This window comes from Pseudomonas sp. SC3(2021) (assembly GCF_019856535.1).
GTDB lineage: Bacteria > Pseudomonadota > Gammaproteobacteria > Pseudomonadales > Pseudomonadaceae > Aquipseudomonas > Aquipseudomonas monsensis.
On record NZ_CP082236.1, the window covers coordinates 573840 to 591592 of the forward strand.

The 17753-nt window shown below is 60.6% G+C and carries 15 protein-coding genes and 1 pseudogene; 8 read left to right on the forward strand and 8 right to left on the reverse strand.

From position 1 onward, the window contains the following. The first annotated feature begins 186 nt into the window (after positions 1–186). A complete protein-coding gene (locus tag K5Y35_RS02695) occupies positions 187–1062 on the forward strand; it encodes an AraC family transcriptional regulator (protein WP_123464801.1) in 876 nt (291 codons plus the stop codon). Between the two features lie 708 nt (positions 1063–1770). On the opposite strand, the gene K5Y35_RS02700 is transcribed toward K5Y35_RS02695, so the two are convergent. From K5Y35_RS02700 to K5Y35_RS02715, 4 genes are all read right to left on the reverse strand, one after another. Beyond that, positions 1771–4200, reverse strand: coding sequence for a TonB-dependent siderophore receptor (locus K5Y35_RS02700; protein ID WP_222833628.1), 2430 nt, complete (start codon positions 4198–4200; stop codon positions 1771–1773). 155 nt (positions 4201–4355) lie between these two features. After that, positions 4356–5345, reverse strand: coding sequence for a FecR family protein (locus K5Y35_RS02705; protein WP_222833629.1), 990 nt, complete (start codon positions 5343–5345; stop codon positions 4356–4358). After that, positions 5342–5908, reverse strand: a complete 567-nt coding sequence (locus K5Y35_RS02710; RefSeq protein WP_128616494.1) for an RNA polymerase sigma factor — start codon at positions 5906–5908, stop codon at positions 5342–5344. The genes K5Y35_RS02705 and K5Y35_RS02710 overlap by 4 nt, the downstream gene beginning before the upstream one ends. Before the next feature lie 93 nt (positions 5909–6001). Next, positions 6002–6307, reverse strand: coding sequence for a DUF3649 domain-containing protein (locus K5Y35_RS02715; protein ID WP_128616495.1), 306 nt, complete (start codon positions 6305–6307; stop codon positions 6002–6004). A gap of 191 nt (positions 6308–6498) precedes the next feature. Here K5Y35_RS02715 and K5Y35_RS02720 point away from each other — a divergent pair, with 191 nt between their 5' ends. The 3 genes from K5Y35_RS02720 to fecA all read left to right on the forward strand — a co-directional run bounded on the left by K5Y35_RS02720 (position 6499) and on the right by fecA (position 10365). After that, positions 6499–6987 (forward strand): sigma-70 family RNA polymerase sigma factor, encoded by a 489-nt coding sequence (locus K5Y35_RS02720; protein ID WP_123464791.1) that lies wholly within the window; start codon positions 6499–6501, stop codon positions 6985–6987. Beyond that, positions 6984–7916, forward strand: coding sequence for a DUF4880 domain-containing protein (locus tag K5Y35_RS02725; protein WP_222833630.1), 933 nt, complete (start codon positions 6984–6986; stop codon positions 7914–7916). The genes K5Y35_RS02720 and K5Y35_RS02725 overlap by 4 nt, the downstream gene beginning before the upstream one ends. Before the next feature lie 118 nt (positions 7917–8034). After that, on the forward strand, positions 8035–10365 hold the full coding sequence (gene fecA, locus K5Y35_RS02730) for a TonB-dependent Fe(3+) dicitrate receptor FecA (RefSeq protein ID WP_222833631.1): 2331 nt from the start codon (positions 8035–8037) through the stop codon (positions 10363–10365). 71 nt (positions 10366–10436) lie between these two features. Here fecA and K5Y35_RS02735 read toward each other — a convergent pair whose 3' ends face one another. Further along, positions 10437–10844, reverse strand: a complete 408-nt coding sequence (locus tag K5Y35_RS02735; RefSeq protein WP_123464785.1) for an HPF/RaiA family ribosome-associated protein — start codon at positions 10842–10844, stop codon at positions 10437–10439. A 200-nt stretch (positions 10845–11044) separates the two neighbouring features. Beyond that, positions 11045–11992, reverse strand: a complete 948-nt coding sequence (locus tag K5Y35_RS02740; protein WP_222833632.1) for a LysR substrate-binding domain-containing protein — start codon at positions 11990–11992, stop codon at positions 11045–11047. Positions 11993–12127: 135 nt separating this feature from the next. Between K5Y35_RS02740 and K5Y35_RS02745 the strand changes: the two genes are divergently transcribed. From K5Y35_RS02745 to K5Y35_RS02755, 3 genes are all read left to right on the forward strand, one after another. Next, positions 12128–13504, forward strand: coding sequence for an L-serine ammonia-lyase (locus K5Y35_RS02745; protein WP_222833633.1), 1377 nt, complete (start codon positions 12128–12130; stop codon positions 13502–13504). Positions 13505–13590: 86 nt separating this feature from the next. Beyond that, positions 13591–14892, forward strand: coding sequence for a serine/threonine transporter (locus K5Y35_RS02750; RefSeq protein WP_222833634.1), 1302 nt, complete (start codon positions 13591–13593; stop codon positions 14890–14892). A gap of 216 nt (positions 14893–15108) precedes the next feature. Then, entirely contained in the window at positions 15109–15426 is a 318-nt protein-coding gene (locus tag K5Y35_RS02755) for a DUF3509 domain-containing protein (protein WP_123464779.1), read from the forward strand. Here K5Y35_RS02755 and K5Y35_RS02760 read toward each other — a convergent pair. Next, on the reverse strand, positions 15423–15923 hold the full coding sequence (locus K5Y35_RS02760; protein WP_003221775.1) for a phosphate-starvation-inducible protein PsiE: 501 nt from the start codon (positions 15921–15923) through the stop codon (positions 15423–15425). The two genes, K5Y35_RS02755 and K5Y35_RS02760, sit on opposite strands and share 4 nt — an antisense overlap. A 339-nt stretch (positions 15924–16262) precedes the next feature. Here K5Y35_RS02760 and K5Y35_RS02765 point away from each other — a divergent pair. Continuing rightward, a pseudogene (locus K5Y35_RS02765) lies at positions 16263–16517 on the forward strand (YebG family protein); the annotation flags it as partial. Between the two features lie 179 nt (positions 16518–16696). Here K5Y35_RS02765 and K5Y35_RS02770 read toward each other — a convergent pair. Next, complete coding sequence (locus K5Y35_RS02770) at positions 16697–17716, reverse strand: Glu/Leu/Phe/Val dehydrogenase family protein (protein ID WP_123464767.1); 1020 nt, start codon at positions 17714–17716, stop codon at positions 16697–16699. Positions 17717–17753 lie beyond the last annotated feature (37 nt).

A 17753-nucleotide genomic window follows, 5' to 3' on the forward strand; every position in this document is an offset into this window, starting at 1 on the left:
ATGCGACACAGCAAAACGCTTTTGCGTGGCGAGCGAGCTTGCTCGCCACAGGGTTTGCGCTTAATTGAGCGTCAGGGTGCTGCAACACGGGTCAAGGCACTTGCATAATCTTGCGCTTTTGTCTGGCGGCAGGCTGGCAGCGCGAAGGCTACGGAGTAGGATGCAAGGCGTTGAAGAGAACCGATCATGGCAGCCATTGATACCCTGCAAGTCTTTCAAGCACTAAACAGTTCGCCGAACGCACGCCTCGTGCACAGCGCCGAGCTCGGTGACGGCTTGTCTGCCGCTTTGTGGACCAACCACCACGATGCGCAGGATTATGAAGCGCCGAGCCACCACACGTTGTCCTGCTACATCGCCGGAGGCACCGGCACCTTTCGTCGTGATCAACCTGGTCAAAAAGGCGGGCCGGACAAATTGTGCATCCTGCCGGCCGACCATGAATCGGGCTGGGTGATCAATGGCGATATCCGCCTCGCGCATCTGTATTTCAGCGCCGAACAATTTGCCCTCGGTTGCGTGACCCTGCTTGATCGCGAGCCTCGGGAAATGCAACTGCGCGAGCAAACCTTTCTCGAAGACCCGCAACAGGCTCAACGCTTCCGGCAGTTGCTGACGCTGAACTGGGACGAGCCCGGCGAACGCTTATTGACCAGCAGCCTGGCCCATGAACTGATCAGCCATACCTTGCTCAGCCAGGTGGGGGCGCGTCAGGGCCTGCGTTTGAAGGGCGGACTGGCAGCGCATCAGCGTCGGCAACTGGTGGAGCTGATCGACAGTCAGTTGGCCGAGCCGATCAGCCTGGGGCAACTGGCCGGGTTATGTGCGCTGTCGGAATACCACTTTGCGCGGATGTTCCGCACCAGTTTCGGCCTGCCGCCGCATCAGTATGTGTTGGCGCGACGTTTGAGTCGGGCGCGGGAATTGTTGCGCGCGACGGCGTTGCCATTGGGCGAGATTGCGCTGGCGTGCGGGTTTGCTAGCGCGAGTCATTTCACCAATCGGTTCAGGCAGGTTCTGGGCGGGACACCGGGTGAGTATCGGCAGGCGTTTTTGCGTTGAACCCTCCTCCCCTCACCCCAGCCCTCTCCCGGAGGGAGAGGGAGCCGATTGGGGGACGCTCAAGCATTACACCGACCTGAAAGTGCTGTTCTGAATCCAGAATCGACTCGATGTTTCAGGTCGACGTATCGCGCAACACACCTCAGTCAGTCTCCTCTGAGGGAGAGGGGGCCGATTGGGGGAGGCTCAAGCATTACGCCGACCTGAAAGTGCTGTTCTGAATCCATAATCGACTCGATGTTTCAGGACGACGTATCACGCAACACACCTCCGTCAGTCCCCTCTGAGGGAGAGGGGGCCGATTGGGGGAGGATCAAGCATTACGCCGACCTGAAAGTGCTGTTCTGAATCCATAATCGACTCGATGTTTCAGGACGACGTATCACGCAACACACCTCCGTCAGTCCCCTCTGAGGGAGAGGGGGCCGATTGGGGGAGGATCAAGCATTACGCCGACCTGAAAGTGCTGTTCTGAATCCATAATCGACTCGATGTTTCAGGTCGACGTATCGCGCAACACACCTCGGTCAGTCCCCTCTGAGGGAGAGGGAGCCGATTGGGGGAGGCTCAAGCATTACGCCGACCTGAAAGTGCTGTTCTGAATCCATAACCGACTCGATGTTTCAGGTCGACGTATCGCGCAACACACCTCGGTCAGTCCCCTCTCCCTCCGGGAGAGGGTTAGGGTGAGGGGCTTTTGATCTTGCCTTAAAACTCCAGGGTGCTGGACAGCGAAACCTGCCGCGCATCCCCCATCGACACAAAGAACCGGCTCGCCGCCGAGGTGTAATAGGTGCGATCAAACAGGTTCTTCACGTTGAGCTGGAACTTGACCTTCTGCCCTTCGACCTTGGTGTCGTAAGTGGCGAACGCGTCAGCCACGGTATAGCTCGGCAGGTCGAAATCATTCACCGCATTGCCCGCGCGCTCGCCGACATACCGCGCCCCGGCGCCGACACGCAATTGATCGCCGCCGATCACGCTGCCGAAGTCATACACCGCCGACAACGAGCCGGAGTTCTTCGCCACGTTTTGCAGGCGCTTGCCTTTGTAGTCCGGGTCTTCGGTGACTTCGGCATCGGTATAGGCATAACTGCCGATCATGCTCCAGCGGTCGCTGAGCTGTCCGGTCAGGTCCAGCTCCAGACCGCGGGAACGCACTTCGCCGGCCGCGCTGTAGATCGTGGTCGGGCCTTCCGAGTTGGCCACCAGCACATTGCGTTTCTTGATGTCGAACAGGGCGATGTTGCCGGTCAGGCGCCCCGGTATATCCAGCCGCGCCCCCAGCTCCCACGACTTGGCTTCTTCTGGCGCAATGCTGCCGTCGAGCACGGTGCTGCTGCCGCTCAACGGGGCGATGGTCGAGTTGGGTTTAAACGACTCGGTATAGCTGCCGTAGAACGACAACTCGTCGGTGTAGCGATACACCAGACCGGCGCGCGGTACGAACTTCTGTCCATTGCTGTCAGTGTTGGCCTTGAACGGCACGCCTTTGCCGGCGTACTGGTCGTACTCCTGGAAGCGCCCGCCGGCGACCAGAATCCACTGATCATTAAGATGAATCGAGTCCTGCATGAACACCGAATCACTGCGCAGCAAATCAGTCTGGGCGCTGTCCGCCGGGCTGACCGTGGTGCCTTCCACTTCGCGGCCATACACCGGGTTGGTGTAGCTGAAGGTGCTCAGGCTTTTCTGGCGGATCAGGTCAGCACGATAGATCTTGCGGTACTCGTCATCGACACCGAACACCAGATCATGCTGCATGCCCAGCACATTGACCTTGCCTTCGAGGCTGGCAGTGGTGAAGCGGTCGGTGCTGATCGCGCCATGCGTGCCGTCCATGCTGCGGGTCAGCGTGCCTTTCTTGGTGTCGATCGCGGTCACGCGCACCTGACTGGCGTCGTAGGTTTCGCGGTTCCAGCTGTAGCCGAAGTGAGCTTTCCAGTCGTCGGTGAGCTCGTGGTCGGCTTCGAAATGATAAAGGTCCGAGCGGCCTTCCATGTCGTTGAACGGCTCGTCGAGGCGCTGCTTGCGCGAGATGTCCAGCGGGTGGTTGGTGCGCGGATCGATCAACGTGCCACGGTCGAACGGGGTGAGAAATTCGCGATGCTCGTAGCCGAACGACAGTTGGGTGCGCTCGCCGAACCAGGCCAGCGACGGCGCGATCAGGGTCTCGCGGTGGGTGCCGTAATTGCGCCAGTAATCTTCGTCTTCGTGATCGAGCACCAGCCGATAGGCCAGGCCGGATTCACCCAGCGCACCGGTGCTGTCGAAGGTACCGCCACTGCCATTCTTGCCGTCGCCGTAGGTCGAGCCGCGCAGGGTCAGGGCGTTGTATTGAGTCAGTTCGGGTTTCTTGCTGACCAGATTGACCACACCGCCCGGGTCCTGAATCCCGTACAACAACGAGGCCGGACCCTTGAGCACTTCGACCCGATCGACCGTGGCGTTCATGCCCCGCCCCTGAACGATCGGCATGCCGTCGCGCATGATCGAGCCATTGCGGTTATCGCCAAAGCCGCGAGTCATCACCGAATCCTGGGTGCTGCCCAGCGTGTTGCCTTGGGTGATGCCGCTGACATTCGCCAGGGCGTCGTCGAGATTGCGCGGGGTCTGATCGCGGATGACCTGCGCCGGGATGACGTTGACGGTCTGCGGGATTTCCTGCAGCGAGGCCGAGGAACGCATCACCGAACTGGTTTCCGGTGGCTGGTAGCTCAGCGGATCGTCGCGCATCGAGGTAATGGTAGTGGCGCCAAGGTTCAGCGCGCCGGCGGTGGGTTGTGGCTCCAGCGCCAGGGTGTGGCTGTCGGTACGACGGAAGTTCAGCCCGGAACCGGCGAGCAGCCGTTGCAGCGCTTGTTCGGCACTCATTTGGCCATTCACCGCCGGCGCATTGAAGCCATATGGTGCTTCGTCGGTGTACACCACGCTTTGCCCGGTGATACGGGTAAAGTCGCTCAAGGCTTGCGGCAGCGGTTTGGCAGCCAAGGCGAAAGTAAACGGCTGTTGCGCCGGGCTGCTGACGGCTTCAGCCGCCAGCGCCACGCTCATCGGCAACAACGCCAATGCGGAAAAACTCAACGCCGAAACGCCTAACCACTGTTTGACCGAACCCGATTTTGCCCTGGACTTCATTGCTCAATGACCTGTGTAGAACCGCAACGGATGCGAATGACTCGCAGTTTCAGTCACTACACGGATGGGCCTGTGGTTTACCTCACCCCCATTCTGAAAATATTTTCAAAAATTGTGTTGGCGGATCTGGCTTGCGCGCGACCAGACCGAAAGCCTCAGCGCAAAATAATCAGATGCCCCAGCACCTGATGCTGCTCAAACCCCAACACCCCTTGCAGCGAACTCAACACCGCCTGCGGGTCCTTGCTCGGAAAACTGCCGCTGATCTTGCGTGCCGCCAGCTCATCGTCGAGCAGCACAATCCGCCCCGGGTAATAGCGCCGCAAATCCTGCACCACATCGGCCAGCGTGGTTTTGTAATACGTCAGCCAGCCCTGACGCCAGGCCAGTTGCGCTTCGCTGTCCACCGCATGCCATTTTTGCGCAGCGCCCTGGCCATAGGCGACTTGCTGGCCGGCGGTGAGAATCTGTTGCTCGCCCTGACGCTGCGCCGTCACCCCGACTCGCCCGGACAACACCGTGACCTGCGCGCCGTGAGGTTGCAGACGCACTTCGAATTGCGTGCCAAGCACCCGCGCCTCGCCCTGCTCGGCCTCGACCACAAACGGAGCGCCCGTATGGGTGACGCTGAAAAAACCGGCACCACGGCGCAACTGCACATGCCGCTCGCCCTGGCTGAAATCCACGGCGATGGCGCTGTCGGCGTCCAGAGTCACTTGCGACTGATCGGCGAGGGTCACGGTGCGGATTTCGCCGGGCGCCGAGACATAGTCAGCGCCCAGATCAGCAACCCAGCGCTGCGGTTGCCAGCCGGTTCCAAGGCTGACCATCAACAACAGACTCGCCGCCAGCGCCAGCACGCCGGCCCCGCGAACGAGCGACTTGCGGCGCGGGCGATCCATCGCGTTGAGGTAACCCTGCAGTGCGAAAGCCTCTTCATCCGCCAGAGTGCGTGCCGGGCCTTCACTCAGTTCCCAGATCACCTGAGCCTGAGCATACGCCCGGGCGTGGGCCGGATCGGCGCGCAGCCATTGGCTGAACGTGAGTTGATCGCCAGCGCTCGGCCGGTCGTGCAACAGGCTCAGCCAGGCCAGCGCTTCCTGCTCCTGCGCGGGCGTCGGGGGAATCGAATCGGATCGGTTCACGGTGCTTTCCCTGGCAGGCGTGGCGCGGGTTCGCGCAGGCTGGCCTTGCAGGCCTCAAGGGCGCGCATCATATGTTTTTCAACAGCGCTTTGGGACAGGCCCATGGCTTTGGCGATGTCCGCGTACTTGCGGCCGTGGATGCGATTGAGCAAAAAAATCTGCCGGGTGCGCTCGGGCAAGGCGCGCAACGCCGCTTCAACGTGGCGCAGATCGTTGCCGGCTTCAAGTGCGGCTTGCGGTTCGCTGCCGTGGCTGTGCGGTTCCTCCGGTTGCCAGCCTTCGTTGACCCGCACCCGCGTGCCTTCGCTGCGCAAATGGTCGATGGCGATGTTGCCCGCGCAGCGCAACAGATAGGTGCTGAGTTCTTCGACCTGCACCAGCGGCCGCCGCCAGAAACGCAGAAACAGATCCTGCACCAGGTCCGCCGCCGTCGCCCGGCACCCGACGCGGCGGTTCACCAGCGCTTCCATTTGCGAACGCTGGGACAGAAACACCTGAAGGAAATGCGCACGGGCACCCTGCGGTTCGTCGTCGCGCGATTCCGGTGGATGACTGATCAGCATGTCAGACCAACGCCCATGCGGCGGCCGGGCTGGCCAACAGGCTCAGCCAGATCCTGCTGGGCAGCCAGGCCATCAACGGGTGCAAGCCCTCTTTCATGCGTAACCCAGGCCGCGCGCCGCGCCGGAGATGGTTGCGAGCATCACGCTCGGCACCAGCAAGCCGACCCACGCCGACCACGCCGTGCGGCAGGCAAAGCACCAGAGCACGGCAACCAGATAGACCAGGAAGGAAATGGTCATGCCGGTCACCACCGCTTCGGCACGGCTCAACGGCAGCCAGAGGGTCAGGGTGACACTGGCCAGTGCCGCGACCAGATAGCCGCCAAACACCGCGGCCAACACTCGCGAGGTGATAGCCAGACGATAGGACAATGGGAGTGCGGCGAGTTTGCCTTTCATGTTTCGACCCTGAAACGAAAAACGTTCGACCGATCGACCGAACCTACAGGCGAGCAATATTAATGATAAATATTCTCATACGCAAAAGCATCTGATTGCCGGCCGGCAGCTTGAACCCCTACAATGCGAACAGTTCTTGTTCTCTAACGCATGCTCTTTACCGCGTCCCCCAGGCGCCCGGAGTCATACCGTTGTCGTCCGCCCATCCTGTCGAATCGCTTTATCAGGCCCACCACCCCTGGCTGACCGGCTGGCTGCGGCGCAAACTCGGCTGCCCGGACAGCGCGGCGGACCTGGCACAAGATACTTTCATCAAGCTGCTCAGCGCCCGCGAACCGCCGTTGATCATCGAGCCAAGGGCCTTTCTCACCACGCTGGCCAAGCGAGTCCTGTTCAATCATTACCGTCGTCAGGACCTCGAGCGTGCCTACCTCGACACGCTGGCGCAGATGCCGGAAATGCTCGCGCCGTCGGAAGAAGACAAAGCGATCATCCTGCAAACCCTGATGGAGCTGGATCAGTTGCTCGACGGTTTGCCGCGCCCGGTCAAACGCGCCTTCCTGCTGGCGCAGGTCGATGGCCTGACGTATCCACAGATCGCTGGCGAATTGGGGATTTCCGTGGCCACGGTCAAACGCCATCTGAACAAAGCGGCAATGCGCTGCTATTTCGCCCTGTGAATCGCGTCCCGGATTTCTCTTCGCAGGTGGCCGAGCAGGCCGTGCACTGGCTGCTGGAAATGCAGCAAGGCACCTTTACCCCGCGCCAGCAGCAGGCGCTGCAACAATGGCTGGATGCACACAGCGAACACCGCCGCGCATGGGAACACATCCAGCGGGTCAACCAGCGCTTGCGCGGGGTGTCTTCGCCGCTGGCCCACGCGGCATTGAATGCGCCGCCATCCGCCGGCCGTCGTCAGGCGCTGAAACTGCTGGTGCTGCTCGGCGCCGGATCGGCACTCACCTGGGGGATGCGCGAGCACACGCCGCTGCCGGCGCTGCTCGCCGACTACCGCAGCCCGGTGGGGCAGCGGCGCAAGATTTCCCTGGGCACGGGGGATCAACTGCAACTCAACACCGCCAGTGCTGCCGATGTCGACGGTTCGCAGCGATTGATCCGTCTGCTCGAAGGGGAAATGCTGCTGAGCGCCGTGCAGGCATTCGAAGTGCGTACCGCGCAGGGCGTCCTGAAGACCCACGGCGCTCGACTCAACGTGCGCCAGTTTGCCGATCGCACCCAGGTGGCATTGTTTGAAGGCCGGGTCGAACTGACCAGCAACGATCGTGCGCCAATGTTGTTGCCGGTGGCCCGGCAACTGAGTTTCAGCGCGACTGCGGTCAGCGAGGCCACACCACTGGACGCCAACAGCGGCGCCTGGACCGACGGTATGTTGGTCGCGGCGCATATGCGCCTGGGCGACTTCCTCGATGAACTGAGCCGCTACCGTCGCGGGCAGCTGAACTGCGCGGCGACAGTTGCCGACCTGCTGATTTCCGGGACTTATCCCCTGGATGACAGCGAACGGATTCTGGATGTGCTGGAAATCAGTTTGCCGGTGAAAGTCAGGCGTTTTACCCGGTATTGGGTAACCGTAGAAGCCAAAGCCTGAAAAGCTCCCTCGCTGCAAAAACAGTCGAAAAAATGTTTGTAAACCATGAGCCGTTTTTCAGATCTGACGTGACAGAGAAGGAAAGCCCCTAGATTCAACCTTCTCAGGATCATCCGTCATGCACCCCACCCGCCTCACACCCCTGGCCCGCAGCCTGCGCAACCTTGTCCTCGGCGCCAGCCTGAGCTTAAGCGCCCTGCCCGCCCTGGCAGCCGAAACCAGGGTTTACCACATCGCCCCGGCGTCGCTGGAAAATGCCCTCAACCAGTTTGGCCGTGAAGCCGGCGTGCTGATTTCTTTCGGTTCGCAAGTCACCAGCGGTGTGCCAAGCCGTGGCCTGGAGGGCAGTTACACCGCCGCGCAAGGTCTTGATGCACTGCTCGAAGGCACCGGCCTGCAGGCCCGCGCCGAGGGCAACAATGCCTTCAGCCTGCAACCGGTGACCACCGGTGCTATTGAGCTGGACACGTCGAAAGTCGTCGGTGACTGGCTGGGCGATGCGGCGCAGGTCAACGTCTTCGAGCATCCGGGCGCCCGCGACGTGATCCGTCGCGAAGACTTCGAACGCCAGGGCGCGACGCAGGCGCGGGACGTGCTCAACCGCATACCCGGGGTCAACGCCCCGGAAAACAACGGCACCGGCAGCCACGACATGGCGCTGAACTTCGGCATTCGCGGCTTGAACCCACGACTGGCCGCGCGCTCGACCGTGTTGATGGACGGTATTCCCGTGCCCTTCGCACCGTATGGTCAACCGCAGTTGTCCTTCGCGCCGATCAGCATGGGCAACATGGATGCGGTGGACGTGGTACGGGGTGGTGGCGCGGTGCGTTACGGCCCACAGAACGTCGGCGGCGTGGTCAACTTTGTGACTCGTGCCATTCCTGATGAGCCGACGGTCAAGGGCGGTTTCCAGACCGAAACCAGCCCGTCGTCGAGCCATGACGGCTTCAAGACCAGCGCCAATCTGCTGGCCGGCGGCACCAACGCCAATGGTCTGGGTGGCGCTTTGCTGTACTCCGGCACCCGTGGCGGCGACTGGCGTGAACACAGCGACACCGAGATCGACGACCTGATTCTCAAGGGCAAATACCAGCTCGATGAGGCCAACAGTTTCAACGCCATGGCCCAGTATTACGAAGGCAAGGCGGACATGCCGGGTGGTTTGAGCGTCGCCGATTACGACGCCGATCCGTATCAGTCGACGCGGCTGAAAGACCAGTTCTGGGGCCGGCGGACGATGTTCAACTTCGGCTATCGCTATCAGGAAGATCGACGCGAATTCACCGCCAACACCTTCTTCACCAAGACCCTGCGCAGCGGTTATCTCGATCAGGGCAGCTTCCTCTCGCTGTCGCCACGTGAGTATTGGGTGCGCGGTTTCGAAACCCGTTTCGCCCAGGGCTTCGACCTCGGCCCGAGCAGCCATGAAGTCGGCGTTGGCTACCGCTACATCAACGAGGCCGGCCATGAGTTGCGCTATCGCACGCCGATCAGCAGCAACCAGTACCCGACCAGCAACAGCCGCAACGACCGCGACACTCGGGGCGGTACCGAGGCCAATGCGTTCTTCGTCGACGACCGCATCGACATCGGCAAATGGACCATCACCCCGGGCGTGCGCTACGAGATGATCGAGTCGCAGCAGACCAACAACCTGACCAACGCCAAATACCAGGGCGATTACAACACCGCGCTGCCGGCGCTGAACGTGCTGTATCACCTGACCGACAGCTGGAACCTGTACGCCAACACCGAAGGTTCGTTCGGCAGCGTGCAGTACAGCCAGATGCCCAACCGCGTGAGCAGCGGCGAAGTGAAGCCGGAAAAGGCCCGCACTTGGGAACTCGGCACCCGTTACGACAACGGCGCACTGCGTGCGGAAATCGGCGCGTTTTTGATCAACTTCGACAACCAGTATGAAAGCAACCAGACCAACGATTCGGTGATTGCCCGTGGCGAGACCCGCCATCAAGGCATCGAGACCAGCGTCAATTACGCGCTGGATGACGTGAGCCCGGCACTGGCCGGTTTCGATGTGTACGCCACTTACGCCTACGTCGACGCGACCATTCGCGAAGACGGGCCGAACAAGGGCAATCGCGTGCCGTTCTCCTCGAAACACAAAGGCACGATCGGCGTCGGTTACACCGAGGGACCGTGGAAACTCAACTTCGATAGCAGCTTCCAGAGCGACCAGTTCGCCGACAATGCCAACACCTCAAAAGAAAGCGCCGATGGCAGCACCGGCAAGATCCCGGGCTACATGCTGTTCAGCAGCCGTGCGGGTTATGACTTCGGCCCGCAACTGTCGGACCTGAATGTGGCGGTGGGAGTGAAGAACATCTTCAACACCCAGTACTTCACGCGTTCGTTCGATGACAACAACAAGGGCAAGTACGTGGGTGAGCCGCGCACGGTGTATGTGCAGACTTCTGTAGCGTTCTGACAGCGACACAAACAAAAACGGGCCTGCATTCGCAGGCCCGTTCTCATTCGGTGGCTTATGAAATCAGCGCATCAACTGTTGATCGCTGCCTGTTCATTCTCGTCAAACTCTTCTGCCAACAGCTTGTCGTTGGCCTTGGCGGTGAAGGGCACGATGGCGGCGCGGGGTTTGCCTCGCAGTTTGCCAAACAAGTGCTCCAGCGCGTGTTCCAGTTTTTCGGCTGCACCGTCGATCGCCTGTTCCAGCGAATCGGCTTTATGAGTGACGGAGATCGGTTGATGGCCTTTTGGCCGCGCTTCCAGCTGGCAGCGCATGTCATGGGGACCTGGTTTGTCACCGTTCTCGTCGGCCAGATGGACTTCGACGCGGGTCAGGTCTTCTTCATAACGTTCGAGCGTGCTCTCAATGGTTGTACGTACCCACTCCTCCAGTCGTTGACTACTTTGAATATGGTTATCGCTGTTGACTTGGATTTGCATAGTTCATCCCTTATTTCAGCTAGCTCGCAAGAGGCCTTGAACAGGATTTCGTGACCTCTTGATTACAACAATCGGCCCGACTGACGAACATTTCAACCCCTGGAAAAAGATAAATATTCATTCGCAAAAAAAGCCGGACAACCGAGCAAGTCACTGGTAAGGTCGGGAGTTGGGTCGCCTCGCAACCCTGCAAAATCTGCTCACAATTGCCCGTCGTTCAACGGGTGCAAACTGCGGAAAATCCCCGCCTCTTCCACCAGCCAGTCATGCACCGCACGCACGCCCGGATGGCTCAGCCCCCCCGGCGCGTAGAGCAACACGTAGCGTTTGTGATTGGGCACCGACAGCCCGAACGGCACGATCAAGGTGCCGCGTTCCAGCTCATCATTGAGCAGTGTGCGCCGGGCAATCGCCACGCCCATGCCGGCGATCGCGGCTTCGATCGTCAAGTGATTGCGATTGAAGGTATGGCCGCGCCGGACATCGGCGCCCTCGAAGCCGATCGCGTTCAGATAAAACTCCCATTCCGCATATTCGTAACTGCCGCGCCAGGCCGTGATGTCGTGCAGCAGCGGGAAATGCACCAGATCCGCCGGCCCATGCAGCGGCGGGCGTCCACGCAGCAGACTCGGCGCACACACGGGGAAAATCTGCTCATCGAGCAAGGCTGTGGATAACAGCCCGGGGTAGCTGCCGTCGTTCAGGTCAATCGCCAGATCAAAGTCGCCCTCGTGCAACGGCACGCTGCTGTCCTCGGCCACCAGGCGTAATTGGATGTCGGGATAGCGCTGCTGCAGGCGCGGCAGACGCGGGGTCAGCCATTTGCTGAGGAACGATGGAATCGAACGTACCCGCAGAATCCCGCTGATCATTCCGGCATCCAGTCGGCGCAGTTCGGCATCAATGCTGCCGTAGGCCTCATTGACCGTAATCGCCAGCCGCTGCCCTTCCGCGCTCAGCTCCACACCCCGCGCCCGACGATGGAACAGGCGAAAACCGAGGCGCTCTTCCAGTTGCCGGATCTGCTGGCTGACCGCCCCCGGGGTGATGTGCAGCTCTTCTGCACAGCGGGTGAACGACAGGTGCCGCGCGGCACAGGAAAACACCTGCAGCCAGACATAGGTCTGGGCATGCAATTGACGGCTCATCGTTTAGTCCTGCTAAAGGCTTTCTTAGGAAGTTTCGTTGGTCACGTAGTACCGAGGTAGGCAGTATCGCCGACATTGCGCTTGGCCTACAAAAAATGGCAGCGATTCCTACTCCATTGCTTGTAAGGCTTTAGCATGGCTATCAGTGTTTTCGATCTATTCAAAGTCGGCATCGGCCCGTCCAGCTCCCACACCGTCGGCCCGATGCGCGCCGCTGCGACCTTCGCCGAGGCGCTGATTGATCAGCGTGTGTTGAACGATGTCCGTCGTGTGGAAATCCGTTTGTACGGTTCGTTGTCGGCCACCGGCGTCGGTCACGCCACCGACCGCGCCACGGTCATGGGCCTGATGGGCGAATGGCCGGATCGTATCGATCCGTCGACCATCGACCCACGTATCCAGCAACTGCGCGAAACGGGCCGCCTGTCACTCGCCGGGCAAAGAGAAATTGCCTTCAACTGGCAGACCGATCTCCTGCTGCTCGACGAGAGCCTGCCCTACCACCCCAACGCCATGTCGCTGACAGCCTTCGGCGAAACCGCCGAGCTGTTCGCACAAACCTACTACTCGGTCGGCGGCGGTTTCATCATCGAGGCCGCAGAGGCGGAATCCGGTGTGGCGCCGGCTGGCGATGTGGTGTTGCCGTACGATTTTTCCAGCGCCGCCGAACTGCTGAGCCTGTGCAGGCAGCACAACCTGCGTGTGTCCGAGCTGATGATGGCCAACGAACGCGCCTGGCGTAGCGACGACGAAATCCGCCAGGGCCTGTTGCACATCTGGTCGGTGATGCGCGAGTGCGTCGAACAAGGCCTGCGCCACGAAGGGATTCTGCCTGGCGGTCTGAACGTGCCGCGCCGGGCGGCGAAACTGCACCGCAGCCTGCTGGAAATCGGCAAGCCGAATGTGATCAGTTCGACGCTGTCGGCAATGGAATGGGTCAACCTGTTCGCCCTCGCCGTCAACGAAGAAAACGCTGCCGGCGGGCGCATGGTCACCGCGCCGACCAACGGTGCAGCCGGGATCATTCCGGCAGTTCTGCACTACTACATGAAATTCAACCCGGACGCGTCTGACGATGATGTGGTCGCGTTCTTTCTCGGTGCCGCCGCCGTCGGCATTCTGTGTAAGAAAAATGCCTCGATCTCCGGCGCCGAAGTCGGTTGCCAGGGCGAAGTCGGTTCGGCCTGCGCCATGGCCGCAGCGGGCCTGGCCGATGTGCTCGGCGCCACCCCGGAGCAACTGGAGAACGCCGCCGAAATCGGCCTGGAACACAACCTCGGCCTGACCTGCGACCCGGTCGGCGGCCTGGTGCAAGTGCCGTGCATCGAGCGCAACGCCATCGCGGCGGTGAAGGCGATCAACGCCACGCAAATGGCCCTGCGCGGCGACGGCAAACACTTCATTTCCCTCGACCGGGTGATCCGCACCATGCGCGATACCGGCGCCGACATGCATGACAAATACAAAGAGACTTCACGGGGCGGCCTGGCCGTGAGCTGGGTGGAGTGCTGACGCGCATTCCCTGACCGCCCCGGCAGACCGCGCACAACGGTCTGCCAAACGTGAGCCCGAGCAAAAATAATAACGAGGCAAAAACGATGACCGATGTACGCACACCTGCTGCCGAAAATCCCGCTGTAGATCGCACACACAACACCGAAACGGCCCACAAGGGCTGGAGCAAATCCGACACCACCTGGATGCTCGGCCTGTACGGCACCGCGATTGGTGCCGGCACCTTGTTCCTGCCGATCAACGCCGGTGTCGGTGGTTTCTGGCCGCTGCTGATTCTGGCCGTGCTGGCCTTCCCGATGACGTTTTTCGCCCACCGTGGTTTGACCCGTTTCGTGTTGTCCGGACGCTCCGGGGACATCACCGAAGTAGTTGAAGAACACTTCGGTATCGGTGCCGGCAAGCTGATCACGCTGCTGTATTTCTTCGCGATCTTCCCGATACTGCTGGTGTACAGCGTCGCGCTGACCAACACCCTGAGCAGTTTTCTCGAACACCAGTTGCACATCGCTCCACCACCCCGGGCCATCCTGTCGCTGGTGCTGATCCTCGGCCTGATGGCGATCGTGCGTTGCGGACAGAACGTGATCGTCAAAGCCATGAGCGTGCTGGTCTATCCGTTCGTTGCCGCCCTGTTGCTGCTCGGCCTGAGCCTGATCCCCAACTGGAACGGCGCGTTCTTCGCCAGCGCTCAAGAGGCGATGCCGCTGTCGGTGTTCCTCAAGACCTTGTGGCTGGCGATCCCGGTGATGGTGTTCTCGTTCAACCATTCGCCGATCATCTCGGCGTTCGCGGTCGACCAGAAACAGCGCTACGGCGCACAGGCCGAGCGCAAGAGCAGCGGCATCCTCGCCATGGCCCACGGCATGATGGTGGTGACGGTAATGTTCTTCTGCTTCAGCTGCGTGCTGGCGCTGTCGCCGACAGATCTGGCAGCGGCGAAGGCGCAGAACATTTCGATCCTGTCGTACCTGGCCAACCACTTCCAGACTCCGGTCATCGCTTACGCCGCGCCGCTGATTGCGCTGGTGGCGATCACCAAATCCTTCCTCGGCCACTACATCGGCGCCAGCGAAGGCTTTCAAGGCATGATCGTCAAAAGCCTGCGCAGCCGTGGCAAGGTGATGTCGGCGAGCTGGCTGAACCGGGCGACCGCGCTGTTCATGATCCTCAGCTGCTGGGCCGTCGCTACGTTCAACCCGAGCATTCTGGGCATGATCGAAACCCTCGGCGGCCCGGTGATTGCCTGCCTGCTGTTCCTGATGCCGATGTACGCCATCCGCCGTGTGCCAGCCTTGCGCCAGTATTCGGGACAGGTTTCGAACGTGTTTGTGGTGCTGATCGGCCTGATTGCACTGTCGGCGATCATCTACTCGGTTATGCCCTGAAACGGGCCATAAATGACAAAGGCGAGCCAAGTGCTCGCCTTTTTTATCCCGTATCCATTGTCCAACAATTTTCCCGGCACAGCCCTTGCTACATCCCTGCGGCAGCTCCTGCACAAAGCAACACACAGGCCACGGAATGGCCGATGGTCCGGTATGGCGAACCAACCCGATCACGGCCGGTCAACAACTGCACGTTCAATCAGGCGGTGACGCATCATGGACAATCCTTTTCAGATCATTACCGATGCCTTCGCGCCGGACTATCAGATCAACCTGAGCATTCAGGGCCTGGACGGCAGCATCATGCTGACCCTGTCGAACAGCGGCCGCATCGTGGCCAAACGCATGATCAGCAGCGAACAACGCAATGATCCACAACGCTTGCGACGGCTGGTGCAAAGTATTCAATTCGGCATCGCCATCGAACAGGGCCACAGCGCCATGGCGATCCTCGAAGCGATGACCAGCGGCGACGGGCTGCCGCCGCCACCGCAGCAAATCGACAGCCAGTCTCGACCGTCGGCGGGCCTTTAGAGTTCGCCTTTTTCGATCTCCGGGTGTTCACCGGAACCGGCGCCCAGCTTGCGCTGCGGTTTCTCGATCTTCACCGAAGGAAATTGTGACGAGGCGTAACGCACCACCAGAATCGAGAACGCCAGCAGCAGAATGCCGCCGCACAGGTAGATGATGCCCATGTCCGGCGGATTGTGGTGCGAGACGTTGGAGATCAGCAAACGGGTCAGCGCAGTGATCGCCACGTAGATCAGGAAGCGCACAGGCATGTGGTTGGTCTTGAAATAAATCCCGACCATCGCCCCCAGTTCGAGATAGATGAACAGCAAAAGAATGTCATCAATCTTGATGTGGCCTTCCTCGAGCATCCCGAGAAACTCCATCACTGCCGCCCACGCCGTGACCGCACCGATGGCGAACAGCGCCAGGTAGTGGAAGGTTTCGACGAACAGGTTGCCCAGGGACTCGGCCAGTTGATGCACGTTTTGCCGCAGTTTCTCGGCCCAGTTGATTTTCACGATGATGTTCCTTAGCCCGACTCGGGCGGATGATGCGTGTTGGACGTGACGGTTTTTCTGCACGCGCTCTGTTTCATGCAGAAACGAGGCCACGCCATCATGGCGAGCCCCCGCAAAAGCCGCGCCGTGGCGTTTGGTCGCACATGCCAGCCTGCACCGAAGCCTGTGGGAGCGAGCTTGCTCGCGAATGGCCACCACGCGGTCATCCCCTGACAAACCCCGAATCCGGTCTACATTAAAAAGCCACTACCCAAAGCGCAGGGATTCGCTTATCCTTTCGCTGTATATAAATACAGTAGTCGCTAAGACAACTAAATGTGAAGGCATGTGAGGTGGTGAATGGCCGTCGAAGTGGTATACCGCAGCAGCCGAGATCTGGAGCGCTTGTTCATGGATAAAGCCGAAGCTGACCGTCATGACAAAATGCTCGAACTGGCTGAGATGCTGTCCGAAGTGTTGCAGAAAGCCGTGCCGTCGCTGAACGAGCAGCAGGTTGAAGAAGTCGGGATCTACATGGCGAAGAACCGCGATGTGTTCGCCAAAGCCTTCAAGAGCCAGCCTGATGCGTTGTCGGAACTCATCAATGCACCGGCTGAGCCAGTGGCTGAAGTGGCTGATACGGCAGAGTCTGCTGAAGCACCGGCCAAACCCGCAAAAGCGGCGAAAGCTGCCAAGTAATCATCGCCTGATCAAAAGATCGCAGCCTTCGGCAGCGCCTGCAGGGAATACGTATTCCAATGCAGGCGCTGCCGAAGGCTGCGATCTTTTGCGTTTCAGCGATACAGAACCTTCTCCGCCAACTCATCGGCCACCCGCGCCGGCGAACGCTTCTCGGCCTGGGCATGGGCGAACACTTCGGTCAGTCGCGAGGAAATCTTCGACAGGTGCGCGGTGATCGTCCCCAGCTCTTCACCGCGATGCTTGAGCGAGACGTAGATCAGGCCACCGGCGTTGATTACATAATCCGGCGCATACAAAATCCCGCGCCGCTCCAGCTGATCGGCGACATCCAGGTGCGTCAGTTGATTGTTCGCGGAGCCCGCGACCGCCGAGCAACGCAATTGCGTCACCGTGTGACTGTTGAGCACCCCGCCGAGACCGCACGGGGCAAGGATGTCGCACGGCGTGCTGAGCAATGCATCGTTGGCAATCGGATGCGCATTGAGTTGCTCCATTGCCAGTTGCACCTTGCCATGGTCGATGTCGCTGACCAGCAATTCTGCTCCGGCCGCGTGCAGTTGTTCGGCCAGTGCATAACCGACATTACCCAGGCCCTGAATGGCGATGCGCAGACCTTCGAGGTTGTCGCTGCCCAAGCGCGCCATCGCCGTTGCCCGAATCCCGGTAAACACGCCCATCGCCGCATGCGGCGCCGGGTCACCGGCCGACGTGGTGCTGGTGACATGCTGAGTCTGCTGGGCGATGCAATCCATGTCGGCGACCGAAGTGCCGCTGTCGATCGCCGTGATGTAGCGGCCATCAAGCTGTTCGATGCAACGCCCAAAGGCTTCGAACAGTGCGCCACGGTTTTCCACATGGGCCGGGCGCACGATGACCGCCACCCCGCCACCCTGCGCCAGCCCCGCCAGCGCAGCCTTGTAGCTCATGCCCTGAGCCAGGCGAATGGCATCTTCGACCGCGGATTCATCATTGGGATAGGCAAGATAACGGCATCCACCCAAGGCTGGCCCGAGGCGACTGTTATGGATGGCAATGACCGCCTTCAACCCGGTAACCGGGTCAACGCTAAGGTGCAGCGATTCCAGGCGAGTGCTTTGCATGAGCGCAAACATCGTTGGGCTCCCGAATCACTTCTTGTAGAACGCCAGT